The sequence below is a fragment of the Burkholderia latens genome, from assembly GCF_902499045.1.
In the GTDB taxonomy this organism is placed as follows: Bacteria; Pseudomonadota; Gammaproteobacteria; order Burkholderiales; family Burkholderiaceae; genus Burkholderia; species Burkholderia latens.
This window is the reverse complement of record NZ_CABVPL010000007.1, coordinates 1-24,478: the sequence shown is the minus strand read 5'-3', so window position 1 is coordinate 24,478 and position 24,478 is coordinate 1. Positions and strand designations below refer to the sequence as shown.

The following is a 24,478-nucleotide window of genomic DNA, read 5'->3' as shown; positions in this document are numbered from 1 at the left end:
CGTAGCGCCGTGCGCCGGAACCGGTGCCACGTGCGACCGCACGCGGCGGCCCCCCAGCCGTCTCGCCCAGAAAGCACTAAAAGGAACAGACCAACCCATGGACGTCCAGAGCGACCAAGCTGCGCTGTCCGCGCATGACACCCGGCGGCGCGTGTTCGCCATCGTCGGCGCCTCGTCGGGCAACCTCGTCGAGTGGTTCGACTTCTACATCTACTCGTTCTGCGCGCTGTACTTCGCGCCGGCATTCTTCCCGAGCGGCAACACGACGACGCAACTGCTGAACACGGCCGGCGTGTTCGCGGCCGGCTTCCTGATGCGTCCGATCGGCGGCTGGCTGTTCGGCCGCATCGCCGACCGCCACGGCCGGCGCACGGCGATGATGATCTCGGTGCTGATGATGTGCGGCGGCTCGCTGGTGATCGCGGTGCTGCCGACCTATGCGCAGATCGGCGCGCTCGCGCCGGCGCTGCTGCTCGTCGCGCGACTGTTCCAGGGGCTGTCCGTCGGCGGCGAATACGGCACCAGCGCGACCTACATGAGCGAAGTCGCGCTGAAGGGGCGGCGCGGCTTCTTCGCGTCGTTCCAGTACGTGACGCTGATCGGCGGCCAGCTGTGCGCGCTGCTGGTGCTCGTGATCCTGCAGCAGACGCTGTCGGCGGGCGAGCTGAAAGCGTGGGGCTGGCGCATTCCGTTCGTCGTCGGCGCGGCGGCCGCGCTGATCTCGCTGTATCTGCGCAAATCGCTCGACGAGACGTCGACGAGCGCATCGCGCGACAAGAAGGACGCCGGCACGATCCGCGGCGTGTGGCAGCACAAGGGCGCGTTCTTCACGGTGGTCGGCTTCACGGCCGGCGGCTCGCTGATCTTCTACACGTTCACGACGTACATGCAGAAGTATCTGGTCAACACCGCGGGCATGCATGCGAAGACGGCCAGCAACGTGATGACCGTCGCGCTGCTCGTCTACATGCTGATGCAGCCGGTGTTCGGCGCGCTGTCAGACAAGATCGGCCGCCGCACGTCGATGATCCTGTTCGGTGCGTTCGCGGTGATCGGCACGGTGCCGCTGATGCATGCACTGAAGACCGTGACGAGCCCGACGGCCGCGTTCGTGCTCGTCACCGTCGCGCTCGCGATCGTCAGTTTCTATACGTCGATCAGCGGCCTCATCAAGGCCGAGATGTTCCCGCCCGAAGTGCGGGCGATGGGCGTCGGCCTGTCGTACGCGGTCGCGAACGCGATCTTCGGCGGTTCGGCCGAGTACGTCGCGCTGTGGTTCAAGTCGATCGGCAGCGAGGAAACGTTCTACTGGTACGTGACCGCGTTGTGCGCGATCTCGCTGATCGTGTCGTGGCGGATGCGCGATCCGAGCAAGGAAGGGTATCTGCGTCACGAGCCGTGATCGGCGGGGCGGCCCGGCTGCCCGAGACTCGTATCACGCAACGAAACGGCGCTCCGCCACGCAGGCGGTGCGCCGTTTTTTTCATGCGCGGCGCGTTCGCATTGCCGCGTGCAAGCTCATCGCGCGACGCGCGATATCGATATCGAAATCGCTTCGTTGTTCGCCGCGGGCGATGCTTTTATTCTGAGCCCGTAGTTCGTGTGACACCTCCTTGACTGGGATTCGCGCCCGCTGCTCGCAGCGGGCGTCTTTTTTTGCGCGCGCAGGGTGTGTCCGAGCCGTGCACGCGTCATCACGAAACCCGCAGAGCAAAGCACCATTTGTTGGTTCGAAATTGACGCGCGCACTGCTACGTTAGCGGCTTCGCGGCGACACACACTGCGTCGCGATGTTCCTCGAACCAGGCCGCCGCGCGATCCGCGGCGGCCGTCATAACAAATCAGGTCGTGCTCATGAAATTCCACACTCTCGTTACGTGGCTCGTCGGGGCCGCGCTCGTCACCGCAGGCACGCTCGCGCACGCGGACCGGCTCGACGACATCAAAAAGGCCGGCGTGCTGCGCGTCGCAACGTTCGACAGCAATCCGCCGTTCGGGTACGTCGATGCCAAGACCAATCACATCGTCGGCCTCGACGTCGACTATGCGAAGGCGCTCGCCGACAAGCTCGGCGTGAAGCTGCAACTGCAGCCGACCAACCCCGCGAACCGTATTCCGTTCCTGACGTCGGGCAAGGTCGACCTCGTGCTCGCGAACTTCACGATCACCGACGAGCGCGCGAAGCAGGTCGACTTCAGCATTCCGTATTTCTCGTCGGGCCAGCAGTTTCTCGCGAAGAAGGGCGTGCTGAAATCGGCGGACCAGTTGAACACGCTGCGCGTCGGCGCCGACAAGGGCACGACGAACGAGATCACGCTGCGCGAGAAATTCCCGAAGGCGACGATCGTCGCGTACGACGACACGCCGTTCGCGTTCGCCGCACTGCGCGCCGGCAACGTGCAGGCGATCACGCAGGATGGGCCGAAACTGATCGGCCTGCTCGCGAACGTGCCCGACAAGCAGAACTACGAGATCCCGCCGTTCACGATCTCGAACGACTACATGGGCGTCGGCGTGCCGAAGGGCGAAACGCGGCTGCTCGGCTTCGTGAACGACACGCTGAAGGGGCTCGAGGCGAACGGCCGCGCGGCGCAGATCTACGACGCATGGTTCGGCCCGACGACGAAGACGCCGCTCACGCGCATCTTCCGCATCGGCGACAAGACCTGAGCCGCACACCGCGCGCGCCGCGATCGGCCGCCGGATGTGCCGGCGCGCACGGATCGCGGCGTTTTCTGCTTCCTTCTTCGTGGCGCGCATTGCGCGCCCGCACCGTCGCATCATGCTCGGCTTGGCGCCCAAATATCTGTTCTGGCTTTGGCACGGCTTCCTGCTGACGCTCGGCCTTGCGGCCGCGTCGGCGCTCGCCGCAACCGTCGGCGGGCTGCTGCTCGCCGTCGCGCGGCATGCTCGTGCGAGCGGGCTCCGCGCGCTGGCCGCCGGTTATGTCGTCGCGTTTCGCAATACGCCGCTGCTCGTGCAGTTGCTGTTCTGGTATTTCGGCGTCGCGTCGCTGCTGCCCGACACATGGACGGCATGGCTGAACGCACGCCACGAACTCGGCATGGGGCCGCTCACGCTCGCATGGCCGTCATTCGAATTCGTCGCGGGCTGGGTCGGACTGAGCGCCTATACGGCCGCGTTCGTCGCCGAGGAATGCGAAGCCGGGCTGCGCGGCGTGCGCCGAGCACAGCACGACGCGGCCGCGGCGCTCGGGCTTACGCCGCTGCAGTCGCTGCGCTACGTGGTGTTGCCGCAGGCCGTGCGTATCGCGCTGCCGCCGCTGCTCGGCCAATACATGAATCTCGTGAAGAACTCGTCGCTCGCGATGGCGATCGGTGTCGCCGAACTGTCGTATGCGTCGCGGCAGGTCGAGACGGAGACGTTCAAGACGTTCGCCGCGTTCGGCGTGGCGACCGTGCTGTACGTCGCGGCGGTGGCCGCGATCGAGGCCGGCGCGTACACGGCTACGCAATGGCGCGACCGGCTCGGGGCAGGGCGTTGACGATGGATTTCTCGCTGCTGTTCTCCAATCTCCCGTACCTGCTGGTCGGCGCGTTCCCGGACGGCCCGCTCGGCGGGGCGGCGCTGTCGCTGATGCTCGCGATCGCGTCGGCCGTCGCGTCGGCGGTGCTCGGCGTGGCGCTCGGCGTCGCGATGGCGCTCGCGCGCGGGCCGGCGCGCGTGCTGCTGCTCGCGTTCATCGGCTTCTTCCGCGCGATTCCGGTGCTGATGCTGATCTTCTGGACGTACTTCCTGATGCCGATGCTGCTGCACATGGACGTGCCGGGGCTCGCGACGGTCGTGTGCGCGCTCGCGCTGATCGGCGGGGCGTATCTCGCACATGCGGTACATGCGGGCATCGTCGCGGCCGGCGACGGACAGTGGCAGGCGGGGCTGTCGCTTGGCCTCACGCGCTGGCAGACGGTGCGTTACGTGCTGCTGCCGCAGGCGATCCGGATCATGACGCCGTCGTTCGTCAACCAGTGGGTCGCGCTCGTGAAGGACACGTCGCTCGCGTATATCGTCGGCGTACCCGAGCTGTCGTTCGTCGCCACGCAGGTGAACAACCGGCTGATGGTGTATCCGGCGCCGATCTTCCTGTTCGTCGCGGTGATCTATCTGGTGCTGTGCACGTCGCTCGACGGCGCGGCGCGGTGGTTGTTGTCGCGGGGGCCGAGGGAGCGGAGCGTCGAGGGCAATCAGCATCAACAACACGGCGGGCAACGCGTCGATTCCGTCGCTCGGGCTGCTTCCCGGGCAGGAAGTGCCGGGCCTGACGTTTGGAAGCCTGAACGGTAATGCCGCGGTGTCGAAAACGTCGGGCGGTATGGTAACGGGGCAGGTTTCCGGCGCAGGCGCGAAAGGCGGGACCGTGACGAGTAAGCCCGTTCAGCCCGTCAGGCCGATCATCGCCGGCGCGACGGCGCAAAGGGTGCTGGACAATCTCGCGATTCCGCAGGGCGGGTTGTACAGGCCGAGCCAGTCGCCGAACGCGAGCTACGTGATCGAGACGAACCCGGCGTTCACGAATCAGAAGACCTTCCTGTCGAGCGACTACTTTTTCAATCAGATCGGCGTCGATCTGGGTTTTCCGACTGCGCGAGTGACGCTCGGTTTTCAGGTGACTGCTCAGTTCTGAAGACAATGAGACAAGGTACTTCTCCGACACGTGCACGTCGCAAGCCGGATGTTGCATATGTCCGTCTGGTCGAGATTACCGCCGAACGAAGGGCTTACGCTTTTGATGCTCGAATGGCGAGGGCTGAAGTACCATGTATTCCGCTGCGAATCAGGCTATGACTTCACGCGCATAGGCGCTGAACAACGGACCGTGTAGAGAAGAGCGGCGGAGCATTTTGACCGTACGCTCTTCTGCAAGCTGGATCGTGCGTCGGAATCAGCTTCGTTCCGCCGAGTAATGCGTATCGAACACCGAACGCAGCATCGACGGGCCGGTCGCGAAGTCGCCCCACAGCGGGCCGTCGCTTTGCGCGAACGCGAACGGCGCCGTGTGGATCGATGCGAGGCGGAAACGCCATTGCGCCGCTTCCTGCCGGAAGGCGGTGAGCTGCATGTCGGACAGCCCCGTCTGCGCGTTCGCGAGCGTGACGAGCGGATCGACCGGATCGTTCGCGACACGCACTTCGAAGTGCAGGTGCGGGCCGGTGGCCGCGCCCGTCATCCCGACCGAGCCGATGCGCTGGCCCTGCTTCACCGTTTCGCCGACCTTCAGCCCGCGCGCATACGCGGAGAGATGCGCGTAGTAGGTCGAATAGCCATCCGCATGATCGACGATCACGTAGCGGCCGTAGCCGCCCGGATCGGTGCCGACGAACGACACGACGCCGTCGGCCGCCGACGTGACCGGCGTGCCCGACGGCGCGGCGAGGTCGACGCCCGTATGGAACGCCATCGCCTGCGACAGCGGATGGATGCGCTCGCCGAAGAACGAGCTGATGCGCGTCCATTTGACCGGCATCGTGAATGCGGCCGCTTCGAGCGGCGCGCCGTCGAGCGTGTAGTACGCGCCATGATCGGCGCCCGGCGCGCGGAACCAGATCGCGCCGAACGTGCGGCCGGCGACGCGCAACTCGACCGCGGTGAGATGCGGCGTGCCGTTGTTGGTGTCGTACGCGACGCGGTAGTAGTCGCCGCGCTGCGCACTCGCGCGCATCGCGACCTTGCCGCTGACGAGATCGCCGAGCTGGATGCGCACCTCGGGCGGCACGTCCAGGCGGTTCAGCGTATCGGACAGCGTGAGTTCGATGTCGCCCGCGCGCATCCCGTGCGCATTTTCGGGCGCGGCGTACTGGAACAGGTTCGTGTAGCCGAGCATGTCGTTGCGGTGGGCGCTGAGCGGCGCGAACAGGCCGGGCTGCGCGCCGCGGTTGCTGCGTTCGTCGAATTCGTTGCGTTCGCCGAGCGTGCGCACGAGTTCGCTCGTCACGAAATGCTGCGCGGTCGGAAACGGCGTGTCGGACAGCACGCGCTGCGGCAGCGCGGCGGCGCCGGTGTCGACGGCGCCCGGCAGTTGCGACACGGCCGGCAGCGCGGCGGCGAGACCGAAGGCGGCGAGAGCGCCGAGCACGGCGGCCGGCACGAGCGCGCGCACGAAGCGCCGCGCGCGGCCGGGCGCGAAAGTATCAGGAGTTGCGGCAGGCTTGACCACAGGTGTCCACATCCAGGAAAGCGGTTCAAAGAGGTGTGGGCAGGAGCCGTCGGCGGTCCGTCCGTCGGGCGACGACGGGGGCGGGCGACGGGCGTGCAACAAAACAGGCCCCGCCAGGGGCCTGTATCGTTCCCGTTCGACCCAACTTGCGGGCAGGCCCGCTTCGAACGGCGGCGTGATCTAGCCGGGTCGAACCCGGTTATCACGAAGACGCTAAAGAAAGATGACAGCGTCAGTCTACCGATGTTCCGCGAAACGTTAAAAATTTTAAAGAGGGTCGGCTCATTCGTTTCGCACTGCGGTAAATCGGGTTAAATCCGCATTTATTGCGATGCGTCTCGTCCACAAGGCAATTTTTGCGCACGCGCGCGGAGCGCCGCCGACGTTCTCACCGCGTCGAAACCGGCGTCGAGCATCGCCTCCGCGTCGTTCCACAAAGTGCCGCGCAGCCGGTTGGTCCAGATCATCGACGCGAACACGCCTTCGAGCAGCGACACGAGATAGACCGCCGCGAGATGGACGTCGAGATCGGCCGCGAGTTCGCCGGCCGCGATCGCACGGCGCAGCAGCGCCTTCGCGATGCGCAGCATCTGCAGCTCGAGCAACATGCGCCGCCGCAGCAATGCGCCGTTCTCCTCGCTCTGCTCGCACTTCGTATAGAGGATCACGAGCACGCGCTGCATCGCGCCCGGTTCGCCGCATTGCCGCAGGTAGTGCGACGCCGCGCGGCGCAGCGTCGCGAACGCGGGCAGGCTGTCGACCGCGTCGAAACCTTCGGACGTGCGCGCGAACGCGCGGTCGCACATCGCGAGACACACTTCCATCTTGTTGCGGTAATGGCCGTACACGGCGCCGCGCGACATGCCGGCCGCCTCGGCGAGGTCGGCCATCGCGGTTTGCGCGACGCCTTTTTCGAGCAGCACGAGTTCGGCGGCGTCGAGGATCCGGTGCTTGATGGCGAGCGATTCTTCCCGGGTCTTGCGGGCCATGTCGTGAATTTCCTTACAGTTCGCTGTCGTTTTATTGAGACAGTATGACGAGTCGGTTGCAAACGCCCATATTTAATCAGACGTGACTGATTATAATCGGCCACCCTGAGCCGCCGCATTGTATCGGCGGCGAACGATCCGAGGTCAGAACATGAATAACAAACGCACGCTGTGGCGCCGCTCGCGGCTGGCGCCGTTCGCGCTCGCGGCGCTGCTCGCCGTGGCCGGATGCGGGAACGGCGAACCGGACAAAACGCCGGACGCCGTTCGGAAGGCGACGGTCGTGACCGTGCGGCCGACCGCCGTGCCGATGACTGTCGAGTTGCCCGGCAGGCTCGACGCGTATCGACAGGCGGAAGTGCGCGCGCGGGTCGCGGGCATCGTGACCGCACGCACTTACGACGAAGGGCAGGAAGTGAAGCAGGGCGCCGTGCTGTTTCGCATCGATCCCGCGCCGCTGAAGGCCGCGCGCGACGCCGCGCAGGGCGCGCTTGCGAAGGCGCAGGCCGCTGCGCTCGCGGCGAGCGACAAGCGCCGCCGTTACGACGACCTGGTGCGCGACCGCGCGGTCAGCGAGCGCGATCACACCGAGGCCGTCGCCGACGATACGCAGGCGAAGGCCGACGTTGCTTCCGCGAAAGCCGAGCTCGCGCGCGCGCAGTTGCAGCTCGACTATGCGACCGTCACCGCGCCGATCTCGGGCCGCGCGCGGCGCGCGCTCGTGACCGAAGGCGCGCTCGTCGGCCAGGACCAGCCGACGCCGCTCACGACGGTCGAGCAGATCGATCCGATCTACGTGAACTTCTCGCAGCCGGCGGCCGACGTCGACGCATTGCGCCGCGCGGTAAAGAGCGGGCGTGCGACGGGGATCGCACAGCACGACGTGACGGTGACGCTGCTGCGCGCCGACGGCACCGCGTATCCGCTGAAGGGCAAGCTGCTGTTCAGCGATCTCGCGGTCGATCCGACCACCGACACGGTCGCGATGCGCGCGCTGTTCCCGAACCCCGAGCGCGAATTGCTGCCGGGCGCGTACGTGCGGATCGCGCTCGACGCGGCCGTCGACCAGCGCGCGATCCTCGTGCCGCGCGATGCGCTGCTGCGTACGGCCGATCGCACGTCGGTGCGCGTGGTGGGCGCGAACGGCAAGGTGACGGACGTCGAGGTCGTCGCGGACCAGATGAGCGGCCGCGACTGGCGCATCACGCGCGGCCTCGCGGGCGGCGAGCGCGTGATCGTCGACGACGCCGCGCAATTCGCGCCCGACACCACCGTGAAGCCCGTCGAGCGCTCAGCGCCGACCCGGCCCGCATCGCAGGCGGCCGCCCGTCAAACCTGACCGGTTCAATCGACCAACATGGCACGTTTCTTCATCGATCGCCCCGTCTTCGCGTGGGTGATCGCACTCTTCATGATGCTCGGCGGCGCGTTCGCGATTCGCGCGCTGCCGGTCGCGCAGTACCCGGACATCGCGCCGCCCGTCGTCAGCATCTACGCGACGTATCCGGGCGCGTCCGCGCAGGTCGTCGAGGAATCGGTGACCGCGCTGATCGAGCGCGAAATGAACGGCGCGCCGGGGCTGTTGTACACGTCCGCGACGAGCAGCGCCGGCGCCGCGTCGCTGTACCTGACGTTCCGGCAGGGCGTAAACGCCGATCTCGCGGCCGTCGAAGTGCAGAACCGGCTGAAGGCGGTCGATGCGCGGCTACCCGAGGCGGTGCGGCGCGACGGCATCCAGGTCGAGAAGGCCGCCGACAACATCCAGCTCGTCGTGTCGCTGACGTCCGACGACGGCCGGATGACCGACGTGCAGCTCGGCGAATATGCGTCGGCGAACGTCGTGCAGGCGCTGCGCCGCGTCGACGGCGTCGGCCGCGTGCAGTTCTGGGGCGCCGAATATGCGATGCGGATCTGGCCCGACCCGGTGAAGATGGCCGGGCACGGCCTGACCGCGTCGGACATCGCGTCGGCCGTGCGCGCGCACAACGCGCGCGTGACGATCGGCGACATCGGCCGCAGCGCGGTGCCGGACAGCGCGCCGATCGCCGCGACCGTGTTCGCCGATGCGCCGCTGAAGACGCCGGCGGAGTTCGGCGCGATCGCGCTGCGCACGCAGCCCGACGGTTCGGCGCTTTACCTGCGCGACGTCGCGCGCATCGAATTCGGCGGCAACGATTACAACTATCCGTCGTACGTGAACGGCAAGGTCGCGACCGGGATGGGCATCAAGCTCGCGCCGGGCTCGAACGCGGTGGCCACCGAGCAGCGCATCCGCGCGACGATGGACGAGCTGTCCGCGTATTTCCCGCCGGGCGTGAAATACCAGATCCCGTACGAGACGTCGTCGTTCGTGCGCGTGTCGATGAACAAGGTCGTCACGACGCTGATCGAGGCCGGCGTGCTGGTGTTCCTGGTGATGTTCCTGTTCATGCAGAATTTGCGCGCGACGCTGATCCCGACGCTCGTCGTGCCGGTCGCGCTCGCGGGCACGTTCGGCGTGATGTATGCGGCCGGGTTCTCGATCAACGTGCTGACGATGTTCGGGATGGTGCTCGCGATCGGCATCCTGGTCGACGATGCGATCGTCGTCGTCGAGAACGTCGAGCGGCTGATGGTCGAGGAGCGGCTCGCGCCGTACGACGCGACGGTCAAGGCGATGCGGCAGATCAGCGGCGCGATCGTCGGCATCACGGTCGTGCTGACGTCGGTGTTCGTGCCGATGGCGTTCTTCGGCGGCGCGGTGGGCAACATCTACCGGCAGTTCGCGCTGTCGCTCGCGGTGTCGATCGGCTTCTCGGCGTTCCTCGCGCTGTCGCTGACGCCCGCGCTGTGCGCGACGCTGCTCAAGCCGGTGTCCGGCGACCATCACGAGAAGCGCGGCTTCTTCGGCTGGTTCAACCGCTTCGTCGCGCGCTCGACGCAACGCTATGCGACGCGCGTCGGCGCGATGCTGAAGAAGCCGCTGCGCTGGCTCGTCGTGTACGGTGCGCTGACCGCGGCGGCAGTGCTGATGCTCACGCAGCTGCCGACCGCGTTCCTGCCCGACGAGGACCAGGGCAATTTCATGGTGATGGTGATCCGGCCGCAGGGCACGCCGCTTGCCGAAACGATGCAGAGCGTGCGCGACGTCGAGTCGGCGATCCGCCGCGACGAGCCGACCGCCTATACGTATGCGCTCGGCGGCTTCAATCTGTACGGCGAAGGGCCGAACGGCGGGATGATTTTCGTCACGCTGAAGAACTGGAGAGCGCGCACGGCGGAACGCGATCACGTGCAGGCGATCGTCGCGCGGGTCAACGAGCGCTTCGCGGGCACGCCGAACACCACGGTGTTCGCGATGAACGCGCCGGCGCTGCCCGATCTCGGTTCGACGAGCGGTTTCGACTTCCGGCTGCAGAACCGCGGCGGACTCGACTACGCGGCATTCAGCGCCGCGCGCGACCGGCTGCTCGCGGCGGCCGGCAAGGATCCCGCGCTCACCGACGTGATGTTCGCGGGCACGCAGGACGCGCCGCAGCTGAAGCTCGACATCGATCGCGCGAAGGCGTCGGCACTCGGCGTGTCGATGGACGAGATCAACACGACGCTCGCGGTGATGTTCGGCTCCGACTATATCGGCGACTTCATGCACGGCACGCAGGTGCGCCGCGTGATCGTGCAGGCCGACGGACGGCACCGGCTCGACGCGGACGACGTGAAGAAGCTGCGCGTGCGCAACGCGCGCGGCGAGATGGTGCCGCTCGCCGCGTTCGCGACGCTGCACTGGACGCTCGGGCCGCCGCAGCTCACGCGCTACAACGGCTATCCGTCGTTCACGATCAACGGTTCGGCCGCGCCCGGGCACAGCAGCGGCGAAGCGATGAGCGCGATCGAGCGGCTCGCCGCGAAGCTGCCGGCCGGCATCGGTCATGCGTGGTCGGGGCAGTCGTTCGAGGAGCGGCTGTCGGGCGCGCAGGCGCCGATGCTGTTCGCGCTGTCGGTGCTCGTCGTGTTCCTCGCGCTCGCCGCGCTGTACGAAAGCTGGTCGATTCCGTTCGCGGTGATGCTGGTCGTCCCGCTCGGCGTGATCGGCGCGGTGCTCGGCGTCACATTGCGTGCGATGCCGAACGACATCTATTTCAAGGTCGGGCTGATCGCGACGATCGGGTTGTCCGCGAAGAACGCGATCCTGATCGTCGAAGTCGCGAAGGATCTGGTCGCGCAGCGCCTGTCGCTCGTCGACGCGGCGCTCGAGGCCGCGCGCCTGCGGCTGCGGCCGATCGTGATGACGTCGCTCGCGTTCGGCGTCGGCGTGCTGCCGCTCGCGTTCGCGTCGGGCGCGGCGTCCGGCGCGCAGCGCGCGATCGGCACCGGCGTGCTCGGCGGCGTCATCACGGCGACGGTGCTCGCGGTGTTCCTCGTCCCGCTGTTTTTCGTGATCGTCGGCCGCCTGTTCGACGTCGGCCCGCGCCGACGCGGCGCGGCGCAGCCGGCGGCGATGGAGGGTTCGCAATGATGTTTGCGTTGAATGCACGCGCGGCGCGCGGTGTGCGGCTCGCGCTGGCCGCCGCGCTCGGGTTCGCGCTCGCCGGCTGCTCGCTCGCGCCGCGTTACGAGCGGCCCGCGGCGCCGGTGCCCGCGCGTTATGCGCCCGTCGATGGCCCAGCCGAGCAGGGCGCCGAAGCCGCCGTTGCAGCGCCCGATGCCGCGCTGCTCGACGACTGGCGCGCGTATTTCACCGATCCGGCGCTGCGCGCGTGGATCGACGCGGCGCTCGCGAACAATCGCGACCTGCGGATCGCGGCCGGCCGGCTCGACGAAGCGCGCGCGCTGTACGGCGTGCAGCGCGCGGACCTGATGCCGGCGGTCGACGCGAACCTCGGCTACGAGCGCGCGCGCCAGTATGACCCGGTGCTGCGCGAGAGCGCGGTGAGCGGGCTGTATCGCGCGGGCGTCGGCATCAGCGCGTACGAGTTCGACCTGTTCGGCCGCGTGCGCAACCTGTCGGACGCGGCGCTCGCCGAGTATTTCGCGACGGCGGACGCGCAGCGCACGGTACGCATCGGCGTGATCGCGGAAGTCGCGGCGGCGTACGTGTCCGAACGATCGTTGCACGAGCAACTGGCGCTGGCGCAGCGTACGCTCGACGCACGCGAGCGCATCGCGTCGCTCACGCAGCGCCGCTATGCAGCGGGCACGACCGACGCGATCGAGCTGCGCTCGGCCGAGATGCTGGTTGCGTCCGCCCGCGCGTCGCAGGCCGCGCTGCAGCGCGAACACGCGCAGTCGGTGCGCGCGCTGCAATTGCTCGCCGGCGATTTCGCGCGGACCGTGCCGGCAGACGGCGCCGCGCTCGATGCGCTCGCCCTCGCGATTGCGCCGGTCGCGTCCGGTGCGCCGAGCGCGCTGCTCGAACGGCGGCCCGACATCCGGCAGGCCGAGGCGCGGCTCAAGGCCGCGAATGCGCAGATCGGCGCCGCGCGCGCGGCGTTCTTCCCGCGCATCGCGCTGACGACCGAGTACGGCTCGGTCAGCGACGCGTTCTCGAGCCTGTTCGCGGGCGGCACGAGCGTGTGGACGTTCGCGCCGCGCATCACGCTGCCGCTCTTCGCGGGCGGCCGCAATCGCGCGAACCTCGATGTCGCGCAAGCGCGCAAGCACATCGCGGTCGCCGAATACGAGAAGGCCGTGCAGACGGCGTTCCGCGAAGTGGCCGACGCCTTCGCCGCGCGCGACTGGATCGAGCGCCAGCTGGCGGCGCAACACGACGTGTACGCGGCCGACGGCGCGCGGCTCAAGCTCGCCGAGCGCCGCTATGCGGGCGGCGTCGCGACGTATCTCGAATTGCTCGACGCGCAGCGCAGCACGTACGAGTCGGGGCAGGAGCTGATCCGGCTCAAGCAGTTGAAGCTCGCGAACGCGATCGCGCTGTATCGTGCGCTGGGCGGCGGGTGGACGTTGGCCGACGCGGCGGAGCCGGCTGCATGAGCCGTTGAGTGCGCTGGCGGCGGTCGCGCCTTGCGATGCGCCGCCGCTGCGTTCCATGGATGCCGGTTCCGCTGGGACGCCGGCGGAGGGCGACGATGCGCGCGTCCGCATATCGTCGTCACGTACGTGTATCTTCTCGCTGTCGGGCGAAGGACTGCCTTCGGCCCGGCACGCATCACGGCGGCCGAACGCGTCGCCACACGGCGCGCTGATCGTGCCGCACTTTCTTCTTTTCGATTTCATCCGGATTGCGGTGTGTGCGTCGTCGCGCCGGTGCAGCGAATGCACCGGCGCGCGCGGCATCATATCGGCTTTTTAACCCTGAATTGACGAATCGATTAATTCTCGCTTTGTAAATAATATGCAGCGACACAATGTCGCGGTGAAACGTTTGTTCGTGCGTCGCAATCGTTTGCGCGCGAAATCGTCAATGATGGAAATCGTCGGTTCATTTCCTGTCAGTTGAAAATCGCCAAATGTTTTCGTTGCGGTATGGCAACGATGGCGAAATGGGACAGTGTTTTGGCATTTTGAATGGGCAATCGCGGAAAGCCTTTACCGGCAAGGAGGAGCGGCGTAACGAAAGGACTCAGGCGAAAATGTCTTTGAATTTCAATTGGTTCCGCGGAATAGAAAAGGACTGCGGAGGAAAATGTCGGTATTCGGAATGGCGGAGAAGCGGTCGACTTGAGCAATGCTGAATCGAACATTGTCATGTTGGATTTAACAATGATTTACACAAAACTTTCATCCCTATCTCGATAATGCCGCCTCGTGACGGACGGGAGCCAACCACACGCTGCCTTTTGTATCCGCCACGTCGTCCATTCCCTTTGCAATTCTCACGGAAAACGTCATGAATAAATCCCTCCTGACCGCTGTCGCACTTGCAGCCCTGTCCACGTCGGCATTCGCGGCCGGCACCGGCACGATCAACTTCACGGGCGAGATCGTCGCGGGCGCGTGCGGCATCGATTCGGGCTCGGTCAACCAGACCGTGAACCTCGGCAAGGTGCCGACGCACACGTTCAAGCAGGCCGGCGACAAGTCCACGCCGGCCAACTTCGACATCAAGCTGACCGACTGCGACACGAGCGTCGCGCAGAACGCGTACTTCACGTTCACGGGCACGTCGAGCGCCGGCCAGCCGAAGCTGCTCGCGACGATCGGCTCGGCAACCAACGTCGGCATCCGCCTGCAGGCCGCGTCGGGCGAATACCTCGACAACGGCGCCGAGCAGAAGGCGCCGACCGTGCTGCAGAACGGCACGAACATCGCACGCTTCGCGGCGATGTACGAAGCGACGGCAGCCGGCGTGACGCCGGGTACGGCCGACGGCGTCGCGAACTTCACGGTCCGCTACCAGTAAGCGGCCGTACCGGAGAAGGGGTGCGCGCACCCTTTCTCCGTTCCTCCTTCCTTTCCGCTTTTTCCCCCAGGATTCGGTAGCGCCGCGTGCGAATCAGACATTCCTTCCTTTGCGTCTCCGTGCTGGTCGTCGGCAGCCAGAGCCATGCGACGGAATTCAATTCGTCGTTCCTCGACATCGGCGGCGGCAGCAACGTCGACCTGTCGCAGTTTTCGCAGCCCGACTTCACGCTGCCCGGCGAGTACATGCTCGACGTGCAGGTCAACGACCTGTTCTACGGACTGCACGCGATCCAGTTCGTCGCGCTCGACGGCTCGGGCGCGGGCAAGCCGTGCGTCGCGCCCGAGCTCGTCGCGCAGTTCGGGCTGAAGCCGTCGCTCGCGAAGGACCTGCCGCGCTTGCAGGGCGGACGCTGCGTCGATCTCGGCGCGATCGAGGGCGCGACCGTGCGCTACCTGAAGAGCGACGGGCGGCTCAAGATCACGATTCCGCAGGCCGCGCTCGAATTCACCGATTCGACGTATCTGCCGCCGGAGCGCTGGTCCGACGGGATTCCGGGCGCGATGCTCGACTATCGCGTGATCGCGAACACGAACCGCAGCTTCGGCGCGGCCGGCGAACAGACGAACGCGATCCAGGCGTACGGCACGATCGGCGCGAACTGGAGCGCATGGCGATTTCGCGGCGACTTCCAGGCGCAGTCGAACGCGGGCAGCAGCGCGTATGCGGACCGCACGTTCCGCTTCAGCCGGCTTTACGCGTTCCGCGCGCTGCCGTCGATCCGGTCGACGGCGACGTTCGGCGACGATTACCTGAGCTCGGACATCTTCGACACGTTCGCGCTGACGGGCGCGTCGATCCGCAGCGACGACCGGATGCTGCCGCCGTCGCTGCGCGGATACGCGCCGCTGATCGCCGGCGTCGCGCGGACCAACGCGACCGTGACCGTGTCGCAGGCCGGCCGCGTGCTGTACGTGACGCGCGTGTCGCCGGGCGCGTTCGCGCTGCAGAACATCAACACGAGCGTGCAGGGCGCGCTCGACGTCACGGTCGACGAAGAGGACGGCAGCGTGCAGCGCTTCCAGGTGACGACGGCCGCGGTGCCGTTCCTCGCGCGCACCGGGCAGTTGCGCTACAAGGCCGCCGTCGGCAAGCCGCGGCAGTTCGGCGGCGCCGGCATCACGCCGTTCTTCGGATTCGGCGAAGCGGCGTACGGGCTGCCGTTCGACGTCACGGTGTACGGCGGCTTCATCGCCGCATCGGGCTACACGTCGATCGCGCTCGGCGTCGGCCGCGATTTCGGCAGGTTCGGCGCGGTGTCGGCCGACGTCACGCACGCACGCGCGCGGCTGTGGTGGAACGGGGCGACCCGCAACGGCAACTCGTACCGCATCAACTATTCGAAGCACTTCGACGGGCTCGACGCCGACGTGCGCTTTTTCGGCTATCGCTTCTCCGAGCGCGAGTACACGAACTTCGCGCAGTTCTCGGGCGACCCGACCGCGTACGGACTCGCGAACAGCAAGCAGCGCTACTCGGCGACGCTGTCGAAACGCTTCGGCGACACGTCGACCTATTTCTCGTACGACCAGACGACCTACTGGGCGCGCGCATCGGAGCAGCGCGTCGGCCTCACGCTGACGCGCGCGTTCTCGTTCGGCGTACTGCGCAACCTGAACGTCAGCCTGTCGGCATTCCGCACGCAGAGCGCGGGCGCGAGCGGCAACCAGTTCTCGGTGACGGCGACGCTGCCGATCGGCGGCCGCCACACGGTCACGTCGAACCTGACGACCGGCAACGGCAGCACGAGCGCGAACGCGGGCTACATCTACGACGACCCGGCCGGCCGCACCTACCAGATCAACGCGGGCGCGACGGACGGCCGCGCGTCGGCGAACGCGAGCTTCCGCCAGCGCACGTCGACGTATCAGCTGACCGCGCAGGCATCGACGCTCGCCAACGCGTATGCGGCGGCGTCGCTCGAGCTCGACGGCTCGTTCGTCGCGACGCAGTACGGCGTGTCCGCGCACGCGAACGGCAACGCGGGCGATACGCGCCTGCTGGTGTCGACCGACGACGTGCCCGGCGTGCCGCTGTCCGGCACGCTCACGCATACCGATTCGCGCGGCTACGCGGTCCTCGACGGGATCTCGCCGTACAACGTGTACGACGCGACCGTCAACGTCGAGAAGCTGCCGCTCGAAGTGCAGGTGTCGAACCCGATCCAGCGGATGGTGCTGACCGACGGCGCGATCGGCTTCGCGAAGTTCTCGGCCGCGCGCGGCAGCAACCTGTACCTGACGCTGACCGACGCGGACGGCAAGCCGCTGCCGTTCGGCGCATCGGTGCAGGACGCGGCGAACGGCAAGGAGCTCGGCATCGTCGGCGAGGGCGGCGCCGCGTTCCTGACGCAGGTGCAGCCGAAATCCGCGCTCGCGGTGCGCGCGGGCGAACGCACGTTGTGCACGGTGGATACCTTGCCGAACCAGCTTCAACTCGAAGGCACGCCGATTCCGGTCGCGTGCCAGCCCGCCGGCGAGCCGCATGCGGCGGTGCGTCAGACCGAACGATGATTTCACGGACCCAGCGATGAACTCTGTTTTCTCTCTTTCCTTCCTGCGGCGCGCGTCGTGCATGCTGAGCGCGGCGGGCGCATTGCTTGCCGGCGCCGCGCATGCGGCGATCGTGCCGGACCGCACGCGCGTGATCTTCAACGAAGGCGAACAGGCCGCGATCGTCACGATCACGAACAAGAGCACGACGTACCCGTATCTCGTGCAGTCGTGGCTCGAGGACACGCACGGCAACAAGATCGCGTCGCCGCTGATGGTCGTGCCGCCGCTGCAGCGCATCGAGGCGAACGAGCGCAACGTGCTGCGCATCGCGAAGCTGCCCGGCGCCGCGCTGCCGGCCGATCGCGAATCGGTGTTCTACCTGAACATCCGCGAAGTGCCGCCGAAGACCGATACGCCGAACACGCTGCAGATCGCGCTGCATACGCAGATGAAGTTGTTCTATCGGCCGAAGGGCGTGCAGCCGGCGCGCGACGAGGACTGGACGCTGCCGATGACGCTGCGCGTCGACGCGGCCGCGCACCGGCTCGTGTTCGACAACCCGACGCCGTACCACGTGACGGTGGTCGACGTGGCGGCGGGCGCGCAGAAAGCGCGGATCCCGATCGACCCGGTGATGGTGAGCCCGATGAGCACGGCCGACGTGCCGTTCAACGCCGCGACGCCGTCGACGCTGTTCGTCACGCACATCGACGATTACGGCGGCCAGGTGTCGGTCGAGTATGCGTGCGACGCGGGCATGTGCAAGAGCGTGAAGCAATGAGCACGGCCATGCACGAACGGCGGTCGCCGGCCGCGTGGCTGCGGTGGCTCATGCTCGCGTTGCTGATCGCGTCGGCGCAGCCCGCGTGGGCGCTGCGCTGCCTGACGAACAGCGGCGCGACGTCGCTGACCGAGCCGATCGGCGGCGTGGCGTCGTATCCGACCGACGCGCCGGACGGCTACGTGATCTGGGTGTCGCCGGTGCGCACGACGTCCGGATATTGCTACAAGGATCTTGGCGACGCGGGCAGCCTGAAAGTCGTCGACAACATTTATTTCTACGCGAACCCGAATCGCACGAATCCGGCCGCCTGGGGGCTCGAGATCGGCATCCGCTACAAGGGCATCGACTATTTCGACAAGACCAGCAATCGCGGCGGCGGCGTGTTCACCGGCTATGCGGTCCCGCCGTGCAGCCGGTACGACTTCGATCGCGGCCGCTGTCAGCAGACGCGGATCAGCATCGACTACCAGGTCGTCGTGCGCAAGAAGGGCAACTGGGTCCAGCCGCCGAGCGACATCTATACCGTGTTCCAGTTCGACGGCGAGTTCGGGCTGAATGCGTACAGCCCGAGTTTCCAGTACCGGCTGAGCGGCCTGCGCAATTTGAAGCCGACGCCATGTTTCGTCGACGTGCTCGTGACGCCCGAACCCGGCATCGTGAACTTCGGGCAGGTGCAGGCCGCGGGCAACGGCTTCATGCCGGCGGTGCCGCGCAAGCGGTTCTCGTTGTCGTTGACGAAGAAATGCAGCGTCGCGGTGCGGGTCGACGGTTATTTCGAAACGAGCTTTCCGGTGCAGAACGGCTTGCTGGTGCCGGCGAAGGACAGCAATTTCGGGATCGGCATCGAGGACAGCCAGGGCAACGCGATCCCGTTCAACCAGCAGTTCACGCTCACGCAGTTGCCGTCGAACGTGATGAATCAAAGCGTGTTGATGGACGCGGTGCTGAAGTCGTTCGGCCCGCCGAAGATCGGACGCTTCGATGCGACCGCAACGATCCGGCTGTTCATCTACTGACGTGCGCGTCGGCGTTCGACGAAAAAAACGCCGGCATGCCGGCGTTTGTTCCAAGGTGTCGCGCGGGGCTCAACGCACCCAGCGGCATACCTTGTGATGGTGATGATGCTCGAAGTGACACACGCGGTGCGGGTGCGCTTCGGCGATGGCCGGTACGAGCACGGCGGCGGCAACGGCGGCGGCGGTCAGGGTTTTCAGTAGCGTCTTCATGTCGAGATCCTGTCGTTCAGTGTCGGTTGGTTTACGGGAACGGGCGCCATCACCACTGCGGGCGCTGATCGTCACGACCGCGCGGATGCCGCGCTTCCCAGTCGTGGCGCTCCCGGTTGCGATGTCCGTCCCGGTAGCGATCGCCATGCCAGCCCATCGTGACTTCAGCAGCGCCGCGGCAGGCCGCACTGCCGGCGAGCATCACGCTCGACAGCGCGCCGGCCATCGCCGCGGATGACACGATGGACTGCATGTCGTTCTCTCGTCGGAAACGGCAAGGCGATCGTACGAGCCCCCAAAATTTCACGTAGTAAGAAGTTGCTACGGCAAATGACGGACGTATGCGTTTCGTCGGGTGGATGAAAGGTTGTGCCTCCGCCGTGCACGCCAACAGCACAGAGCGAATCCGCTGTATGCCATGTCGGGTGGGGTTCCGGACATGAACATCCACACGCGCGAGCTCCACGAGAGCTTCCTTTCATGCGGAAAGCTTTTCCACCCGCCACCGATCCCGCGTCGCGGCAACGTCCGTCGAAACACTGCTTCCGCCGATTGATCAGACAAATCCGGATAACTCGAAGGGGTTTCCGGTAATCGGATTGAGAATGATTTGCGTTTACGTTAAATTGCGCTATCTCGGAATTGGACGGAGCAGATCGATGGCAATGGCGGAAGTGCTCGAACGACCGGCAGCGGCACCGGCGAACCCGTTCCTCGGCGGTTGTCCGGACCGGCCGTCGCGCCCCGCGCGGCGTGCGCGTCGTGCCGTGGAATCGCACGCGCAGGGCGCGCTGCTCGACGTGCTGATCGCCCATCGCGCGATGCTGGTGAACGTCGCGCGCGGCTTCGTCGGCTGCGCGAGCCGCGCCGAGGACGTCGTGCACGACGTGTTCGTGAAGCTCGTCGAATTCCCGAACCAGGACGCGGTGCGCCAGCCGGTCGCGTACGTGACGCGGATGGTGCGCAACGCGTCGATCGACGCGTGCCGGCGGCAAAGCCTCGAAAGCATCTATCACACCGAAGAGGACGACGGCTTCGACGTGCCGTCGCCGGAGCCGACCCCCGAGGCCGCGCTGATGACGCGCGACACGCTGCGCCGCGTGTGGGCCGCGCTCGACGATCTGCCGGCGCGCAGCCGCGCGGCGTTCGAGATGGTGCGGCTGCGCGAGGAGACGCTGCAGACCGCGGCGCGTGCGCTGAACGTGTCGCAGACGCTCGTGCACTTCATGGTGCGCGACGCGGAGCGGCACTGCGCGGAATGTCTCGACGCGTGCCAGCGCGGCGTCGCGTGCCCGGTGTTTCTCGGCGGCCGCGCGCGGCGCCGGTAAAAAATCGCGCCGGCCAATCGTCTATCAGGCAGGAGCGGCCCATTCGACGGTTCGCCGCTTCGCCTCCCTTCAACCGCCTCCCGTTTTTTTCGATCATGACGCAAGCCACGACGCCTTCCGATACCGACGACATCGTCTACACGGTCGTCATCAACGACGAAGAACAGTATTCGATCTGGCCGACGTTCCGGCCCGTGCCGGCCGGCTGGCGCGAAGTCGGCGTGAGCGGCCCGAAGGCCGACTGCCTCGCGCACATCGAGACGGTCTGGACCGACATGCGACCCGCGAGCCTGCGCCGTGCGATGGACGGCGAGCGCGCTTCCCGCGCGTCGTGACCCGCTGCGCCGCGGCTGCGGCGCGCCAACTGAAGAGGACGTTGCATGACCCTGCTTTCGTTGCCGACGCTCGACGACTTGCGTATCGAGCCGGGACTGCCCACCGTCGTGTCGCCGCGCAGCGCCGACGGGATGTCGATCGACGAGGTCGCACCGCTCGCGCATGCGATCGCGGCCGACACGCTCGAGCGCGCGGGCGGCGTGCTGTTTACGGGCTTTCACGTGCCGTCGATCGATGCATTCCAACAGTTCGCGGCATCGTTCGGCGATCCGCTGATCGGCTATGAATACGCATCGACGCCGCGCAGCCAGGTCGAAGGCGCGGTCTACACGTCGACCGAATACCCGCCGCATCGCGCGATTCCGCTGCACAACGAGCAGTCGTACACGCGCGAATGGCCGCTGCGGATCTGGTTCCACTGCGCGCTCGCGGCGCCGAAGGGCGGCGCGACGCCGATCGCGGACAGCCGCGCCGTCCATCGCGCGCTCGATCCGGCGCTCGTCGCACGCTTCGAGCAGCGCGAGCTGCTGTACGTGCGCAATTTCGGCCAGGGGCTCGACCTGCCTTGGCAACAGTCGTTCGGCACCGACGAGCCGGCCGAGGTCGAGCGGATGTGCGCGGCGCGCGGGATCGAATGCACGTGGCGTACCGGCGACGACGGCGAGCTGCTGCTGCGCACGCGCGAACGCTGCCAGGCCGTCGCGCGCCATCCGCGCACGGGCGAGCGCGTGTGGTTCAACCAGGCGAACCTGTTCCACCTGTCCGCGCTCGACGAGGACATGCAGGACGCGCTCGTCGACGCGGTCGGGCTCGAGAACGTGCCGCGCAACGTCTATTACGGCGACGGCGCGCCGCTCGAGGCCGACGCTCTCGCGGAGATCCGCGGCGTGCTCGACCGCCAGCGGATCGTGTTCCCGTGGCAGACGGGCGACGTGCTGATGCTCGACAACATGCTGACCGCGCATGCGCGCGACCCGTTCGAAGGGCCGCGCAAGGTGGTCGTCGCGATGGCGCAGAGTTACACGGCGCCGCGCGCGGCCGAACGGAGGACCGATGACGCGTAGTACCGCCGCGCTTGCCGCGCGCGGGTTGACGGTGGGTTATCGCGACCATGTCGTGATCGACGGGCTCGACCTGTCGATCGCGGCCGGCCGCGTGACGGCGCTGTGCGGCCCGAACGGCTGCGGCAAGAGCACGCTGCTGCGCACGCTCGCGGGCCTGCAGCCCGCGCGTGCGGGCCATATCGACGTGAACGGCAGGCCGCTCGCGTCGTTTCGCCGTCGCGCGCTCGCGCGCGAGCTGACGATGCTCGCGCAGTTCAACCAGATTCCGTCGGGGCTGACCGTGCGCGAACTCGTCGCGTACGGACGCTATGCGTATGGCGGCTTCCTGCGCGGTCTGTCCCGCGCCGATCATGCGGCGGTCGACGAGGCGCTCGACACGAGCGGGCTCGCGGCGGACGCCGGGCGCGACGTCGGCGCACTGTCGGGCGGCGAGCGGCAGCGCGCGTGGATCGCGATGGCGCTCGCTCAGCAGGCGCCGATCGTGCTGCTCGACGAGCCGACGACCTATCTCGACATCCATCACCAGCTCGACATCCTCGATGCGCTGCGTGCGCTGAACCGCACGCGCGGGCTGACGATCGTCTGGGTATTGCACGACCTGAACCAGGCAGCCGCGTACAGCGACGACATCGTGTTGATGCGCGCGGGGCGCGTCGTCGCGCAAGGCTCGCCCGACGCGATGCTGGAGCCCGCACAGCTGCGCGCGGCGTTCGGCGTCGACATGCTGAAGCTCGCGCATCCGCAGACGGGTGCGCCGATGTGCGTGCCGGCTTATGGGCCGCCGCGCTCGCCGGAGCCGGGTTCGCGGGCAGCGGGCGCCGCGCACGCATTCGAGCGCGCGATCGGCCGGGACATCGCCGTATGACGACGTTCGCGATGCGCAAGCGGCTCGCGTCGGGCGGGCAGCGTACCGTCGCCGGCCGCCGCGCCGGTGCGATCGCGCTCGTGCTGATCGCCGTGCTGGCGGTGTTGCGCGTCGCACCTGATCTGCGCGTATGGTGGAACGCGGCGCCGGGCAGCGACGCCGCCGCGCTCGCCGGTGTGTTCCTGTTCGACCTGAACTTGCCGCGCGTCGCGGCCGCGCTCGTCGCGGGCGGCTGCCTCGGGATCGCCGGCGCGCTGTTCCAGTCGCTCACGCGCAATCCGCTCGCGTCGCCCGATCTGCTCGGCGTGACGGGCGGCGCGCAGCTCGGCCTGCTCGCGGCGATGCTGGTGCCGGCGCTCGCCGGCGTCGCGTCGGTGCCGCTGCTGTTCGTGTGCGGGCTGATCGCCGCCGCGCTCGCGATCGCCGCGGCCGGCGGCTGGCGCGCGACGCCGCTGCGGCTCGTGCTCGCGGGCAGCGTGTGCATGCTCTTGTTCGCGGCGCTGTCGACGCTCGTGCTCGCGTTCTTCGAGCAGAACATCGCGGGCGCCGCGCTGTGGACCAACGGCAGTCTCTATCAACCGGGCGCGACCGGGCTCGCGCTCGCCGCGCGCTGGCTCGTCGTGCCGCTCGTCGCGTTGCCGTTCGTGATCCGGCCGCTGAATCCGCTCGCGCTCGGCGACGATGCGGCAGCCGCGGCCGGCGTGCGCGTCGACGCGACGCGGCTCGCCGCGACGATCGTCGCGGTCGCGTTCACGAGCGTGGCCGTCAGCATCGCCGGCCCGCTGTCGTATGTCGGCCTCGTCGCGCCGAACCTGCTGCGCCAGGTGCGCGGCGCGCGCGCGGCGCGGCTCGGCGTGCTGGTGCCGCTGTCGGCGCTCACCGGCGGCGCGCTCGTGCTCGTCACCGACAGCGCGGTGCTCGCATCGGGCCTCGACGCGACGCTGTCGACCGGCGTCGCGATCGCGCTGGTCGGCACGCCGCTGATGCTCGCGATGATCCGGCGCGGCGCCGCGTGGTCGGGTGTGCTGCACGCGCAGGCCGAACGCGCGGCCGGCAGCGGCTCGACGCGGATCGTCGGCTGGCTCGAACGGCTCGGCTGGCCGCTGCGCACCGCGCTGTTCGTCGCGGCCGGCGTGCTCGCGGTGTTCGTCGGCGTATCCGCCGGCCCCGAATGGCTGTCGCCCGCGCGCTGGTCCGCTGCGCTGTCGGGCCACGACGCGCTTGCGCGGATGCTGATCGATCTGCGCATGCCGCGGCTGCTGTGCGCGCTGCTCGCCGGCGCGCTGCTGGCCGTGAGCGGCGTCGCGATGCAAAGCGTCGTGCGCAATCCGCTCGCGGGCCCCGAAGTGCTCGGCGTCACGCAGGGCGCGGGGCTCGTCACGCTGTTCGCGTTGTCGACGTGGCCGCTGATGGGTTCGGTGACGCTCGCCGCCGCCGCGTTGATCGGCGGCGGCCTGTCGCTCGCGATCACGCTCGCGCTGAATCACCGGCATCGCTATGCGCCGCTCGCGGTCGCGCTGACCGGCATCGTGATCGGTGCGCTGTGGACCACGCTCGCGCAGTGGCTGATCACGCAGGAAAGCGTGCAGCCCGCGCGCTTCGTCGTGTGGCTCGTCGGCGGCACGTACGGCCGCAGCTGGGGCGAGGTGTCGATGCTCGTGCCGTGGTGCGTGCTTGCGGTGCCCGTATTCGCGTGGCTCGCGCGGCCGCTCGACATGCTCGCGCTCGGCGACGACCAGGCGGCCGCGCTCGGCCTGCCGGTCGCCGCGCTGCGGCCGCTCGCGCTGACGATCGCGACGCTCGCCGCGTGCGCGGCCGTCGCG

Annotated in this window: 21 protein-coding genes and 1 pseudogene; 18 read left to right on the top strand and 4 right to left on the bottom strand. The window is 67.9% G+C overall.

Annotation, left to right across the window (positions count from 1 at the left end; translation table 11 throughout):
* The first annotated feature begins 97 nt into the window (after nt 1-97).
* The 5 genes and pseudogenes from BSE24067_RS07225 to BSE24067_RS33085 all read left to right on the top strand — a co-directional run.
* Nucleotides 98-1,402, top strand: coding sequence for an MFS family transporter (locus BSE24067_RS07225; protein WP_151063524.1), 1,305 nt, complete (start codon nt 98-100; stop codon nt 1,400-1,402).
* A gap of 452 nt (nt 1,403-1,854) precedes the next feature.
* Nucleotides 1,855-2,670, top strand: coding sequence for an ABC transporter substrate-binding protein (locus BSE24067_RS07220; RefSeq protein ID WP_151063523.1), 816 nt, complete (start codon nt 1,855-1,857; stop codon nt 2,668-2,670).
* Nucleotides 2,671-2,782: 112 nt separating this feature from the next.
* Nucleotides 2,783-3,505, top strand: coding sequence for an amino acid ABC transporter permease (locus BSE24067_RS07215; RefSeq protein ID WP_151063522.1), 723 nt, complete (start codon nt 2,783-2,785; stop codon nt 3,503-3,505).
* A 2-nt stretch (nt 3,506-3,507) separates the two neighbouring features.
* The gene (locus tag BSE24067_RS07210) at nt 3,508-4,302 is read left to right on the top strand and encodes an amino acid ABC transporter permease (protein ID WP_244122181.1); all 795 of its coding nucleotides are present in this window, start codon (nt 3,508-3,510) and stop codon (nt 4,300-4,302) included.
* Nucleotides 4,202-4,621: pseudogene (locus BSE24067_RS33085) on the top strand (hypothetical protein); the annotation flags it as partial. The gene BSE24067_RS07210 and the pseudogene BSE24067_RS33085, both read left to right, overlap by 101 nt.
* 279 nt (nt 4,622-4,900) lie before the next feature.
* On the opposite strand, the gene BSE24067_RS07200 reads toward BSE24067_RS33085, so the two are convergent.
* Nucleotides 4,901-6,172, bottom strand: coding sequence for a M23 family metallopeptidase (locus BSE24067_RS07200; protein ID WP_170297436.1), 1,272 nt, complete (start codon nt 6,170-6,172; stop codon nt 4,901-4,903).
* A gap of 323 nt (nt 6,173-6,495) precedes the next feature.
* The gene (locus tag BSE24067_RS07195; RefSeq protein WP_151063519.1) at nt 6,496-7,161 is read right to left on the bottom strand and encodes a TetR family transcriptional regulator; all 666 of its coding nucleotides are present in this window, start codon (nt 7,159-7,161) and stop codon (nt 6,496-6,498) included.
* Nucleotides 7,162-7,312: 151 nt separating this feature from the next.
* Here BSE24067_RS07195 and BSE24067_RS07190 point away from each other — a divergent pair, with 151 nt between their 5' ends.
* From BSE24067_RS07190 to BSE24067_RS07155, 8 genes are all read left to right on the top strand, one after another.
* On the top strand, nt 7,313-8,500 hold the full coding sequence (locus tag BSE24067_RS07190) for a MexX/AxyX family multidrug efflux RND transporter periplasmic adaptor subunit (RefSeq protein ID WP_151063518.1): 1,188 nt from the start codon (nt 7,313-7,315) through the stop codon (nt 8,498-8,500).
* 18 nt (nt 8,501-8,518) lie between these two features.
* Nucleotides 8,519-11,656: a multidrug efflux RND transporter permease subunit gene (locus BSE24067_RS07185; RefSeq protein ID WP_151063517.1), complete on the top strand. Its 3,138-nt coding sequence runs from the start codon at nt 8,519-8,521 to the stop codon at nt 11,654-11,656.
* Complete coding sequence (locus BSE24067_RS07180) at nt 11,656-13,128, top strand: efflux transporter outer membrane subunit (protein ID WP_151063584.1); 1,473 nt, start codon at nt 11,656-11,658, stop codon at nt 13,126-13,128. Before BSE24067_RS07185 ends, BSE24067_RS07180 begins: the two co-directional genes overlap by 1 nt.
* A gap of 4 nt (nt 13,129-13,132) precedes the next feature.
* Nucleotides 13,133-13,447: a hypothetical protein gene (locus tag BSE24067_RS07175; protein ID WP_151063516.1), complete on the top strand. Its 315-nt coding sequence runs from the start codon at nt 13,133-13,135 to the stop codon at nt 13,445-13,447.
* A 537-nt stretch (nt 13,448-13,984) separates the two neighbouring features.
* Nucleotides 13,985-14,497 (top strand): fimbrial protein, encoded by a 513-nt coding sequence (locus BSE24067_RS07170; protein WP_151063515.1) that lies wholly within the window; start codon nt 13,985-13,987, stop codon nt 14,495-14,497.
* Between the two features lie 86 nt (nt 14,498-14,583).
* Entirely contained in the window at nt 14,584-17,070 is a 2,487-nt protein-coding gene (locus BSE24067_RS07165) for a fimbria/pilus outer membrane usher protein (protein ID WP_477021215.1), read from the top strand.
* Nucleotides 17,071-17,086: 16 nt separating this feature from the next.
* Nucleotides 17,087-17,833: a fimbrial biogenesis chaperone gene (locus BSE24067_RS07160; protein WP_151063513.1), complete on the top strand. Its 747-nt coding sequence runs from the start codon at nt 17,087-17,089 to the stop codon at nt 17,831-17,833.
* Complete coding sequence (locus BSE24067_RS07155; protein WP_151063512.1) at nt 17,830-18,852, top strand: fimbrial protein; 1,023 nt, start codon at nt 17,830-17,832, stop codon at nt 18,850-18,852. Before BSE24067_RS07160 ends, BSE24067_RS07155 begins: the two co-directional genes overlap by 4 nt.
* A gap of 69 nt (nt 18,853-18,921) precedes the next feature.
* Here BSE24067_RS07155 and BSE24067_RS07150 read toward each other — a convergent pair whose 3' ends face one another.
* Nucleotides 18,922-19,062 carry an HHHH-motif protein gene (locus BSE24067_RS07150; RefSeq protein ID WP_167432643.1) on the bottom strand — a complete coding sequence of 47 codons (141 nt, stop codon included), beginning with the start codon at nt 19,060-19,062 and terminating at the stop codon, nt 18,922-18,924.
* A 49-nt stretch (nt 19,063-19,111) separates the two neighbouring features.
* The gene (locus tag BSE24067_RS07145) at nt 19,112-19,315 is read right to left on the bottom strand and encodes a hypothetical protein (RefSeq protein WP_151063511.1); all 204 of its coding nucleotides are present in this window, start codon (nt 19,313-19,315) and stop codon (nt 19,112-19,114) included.
* Between the two features lie 406 nt (nt 19,316-19,721).
* Between BSE24067_RS07145 and BSE24067_RS07140 the strand changes: the two genes are divergently transcribed.
* The 5 genes from BSE24067_RS07140 to fhuB form a co-directional block, all read left to right on the top strand.
* Complete coding sequence (locus BSE24067_RS07140; protein WP_151063510.1) at nt 19,722-20,390, top strand: RNA polymerase factor sigma-70; 669 nt, start codon at nt 19,722-19,724, stop codon at nt 20,388-20,390.
* A 95-nt stretch (nt 20,391-20,485) separates the two neighbouring features.
* Nucleotides 20,486-20,725, top strand: a complete 240-nt coding sequence (locus tag BSE24067_RS07135) for an MbtH family protein (RefSeq protein WP_040144164.1) — start codon at nt 20,486-20,488, stop codon at nt 20,723-20,725.
* A gap of 45 nt (nt 20,726-20,770) precedes the next feature.
* Nucleotides 20,771-21,790, top strand: coding sequence for a TauD/TfdA family dioxygenase (locus BSE24067_RS07130; RefSeq protein WP_151063509.1), 1,020 nt, complete (start codon nt 20,771-20,773; stop codon nt 21,788-21,790).
* Nucleotides 21,780-22,655, top strand: a complete 876-nt coding sequence (locus BSE24067_RS07125) for an ABC transporter ATP-binding protein (RefSeq protein WP_151063508.1) — start codon at nt 21,780-21,782, stop codon at nt 22,653-22,655. The genes BSE24067_RS07130 and BSE24067_RS07125 overlap by 11 nt, the downstream gene beginning before the upstream one ends.
* The coding region (fhuB, locus tag BSE24067_RS07120; protein WP_174904720.1) for a Fe(3+)-hydroxamate ABC transporter permease FhuB at nt 22,652-24,478 on the top strand (1,827 nt) is incomplete at its 3' end. The genes BSE24067_RS07125 and fhuB, both read left to right, overlap by 4 nt.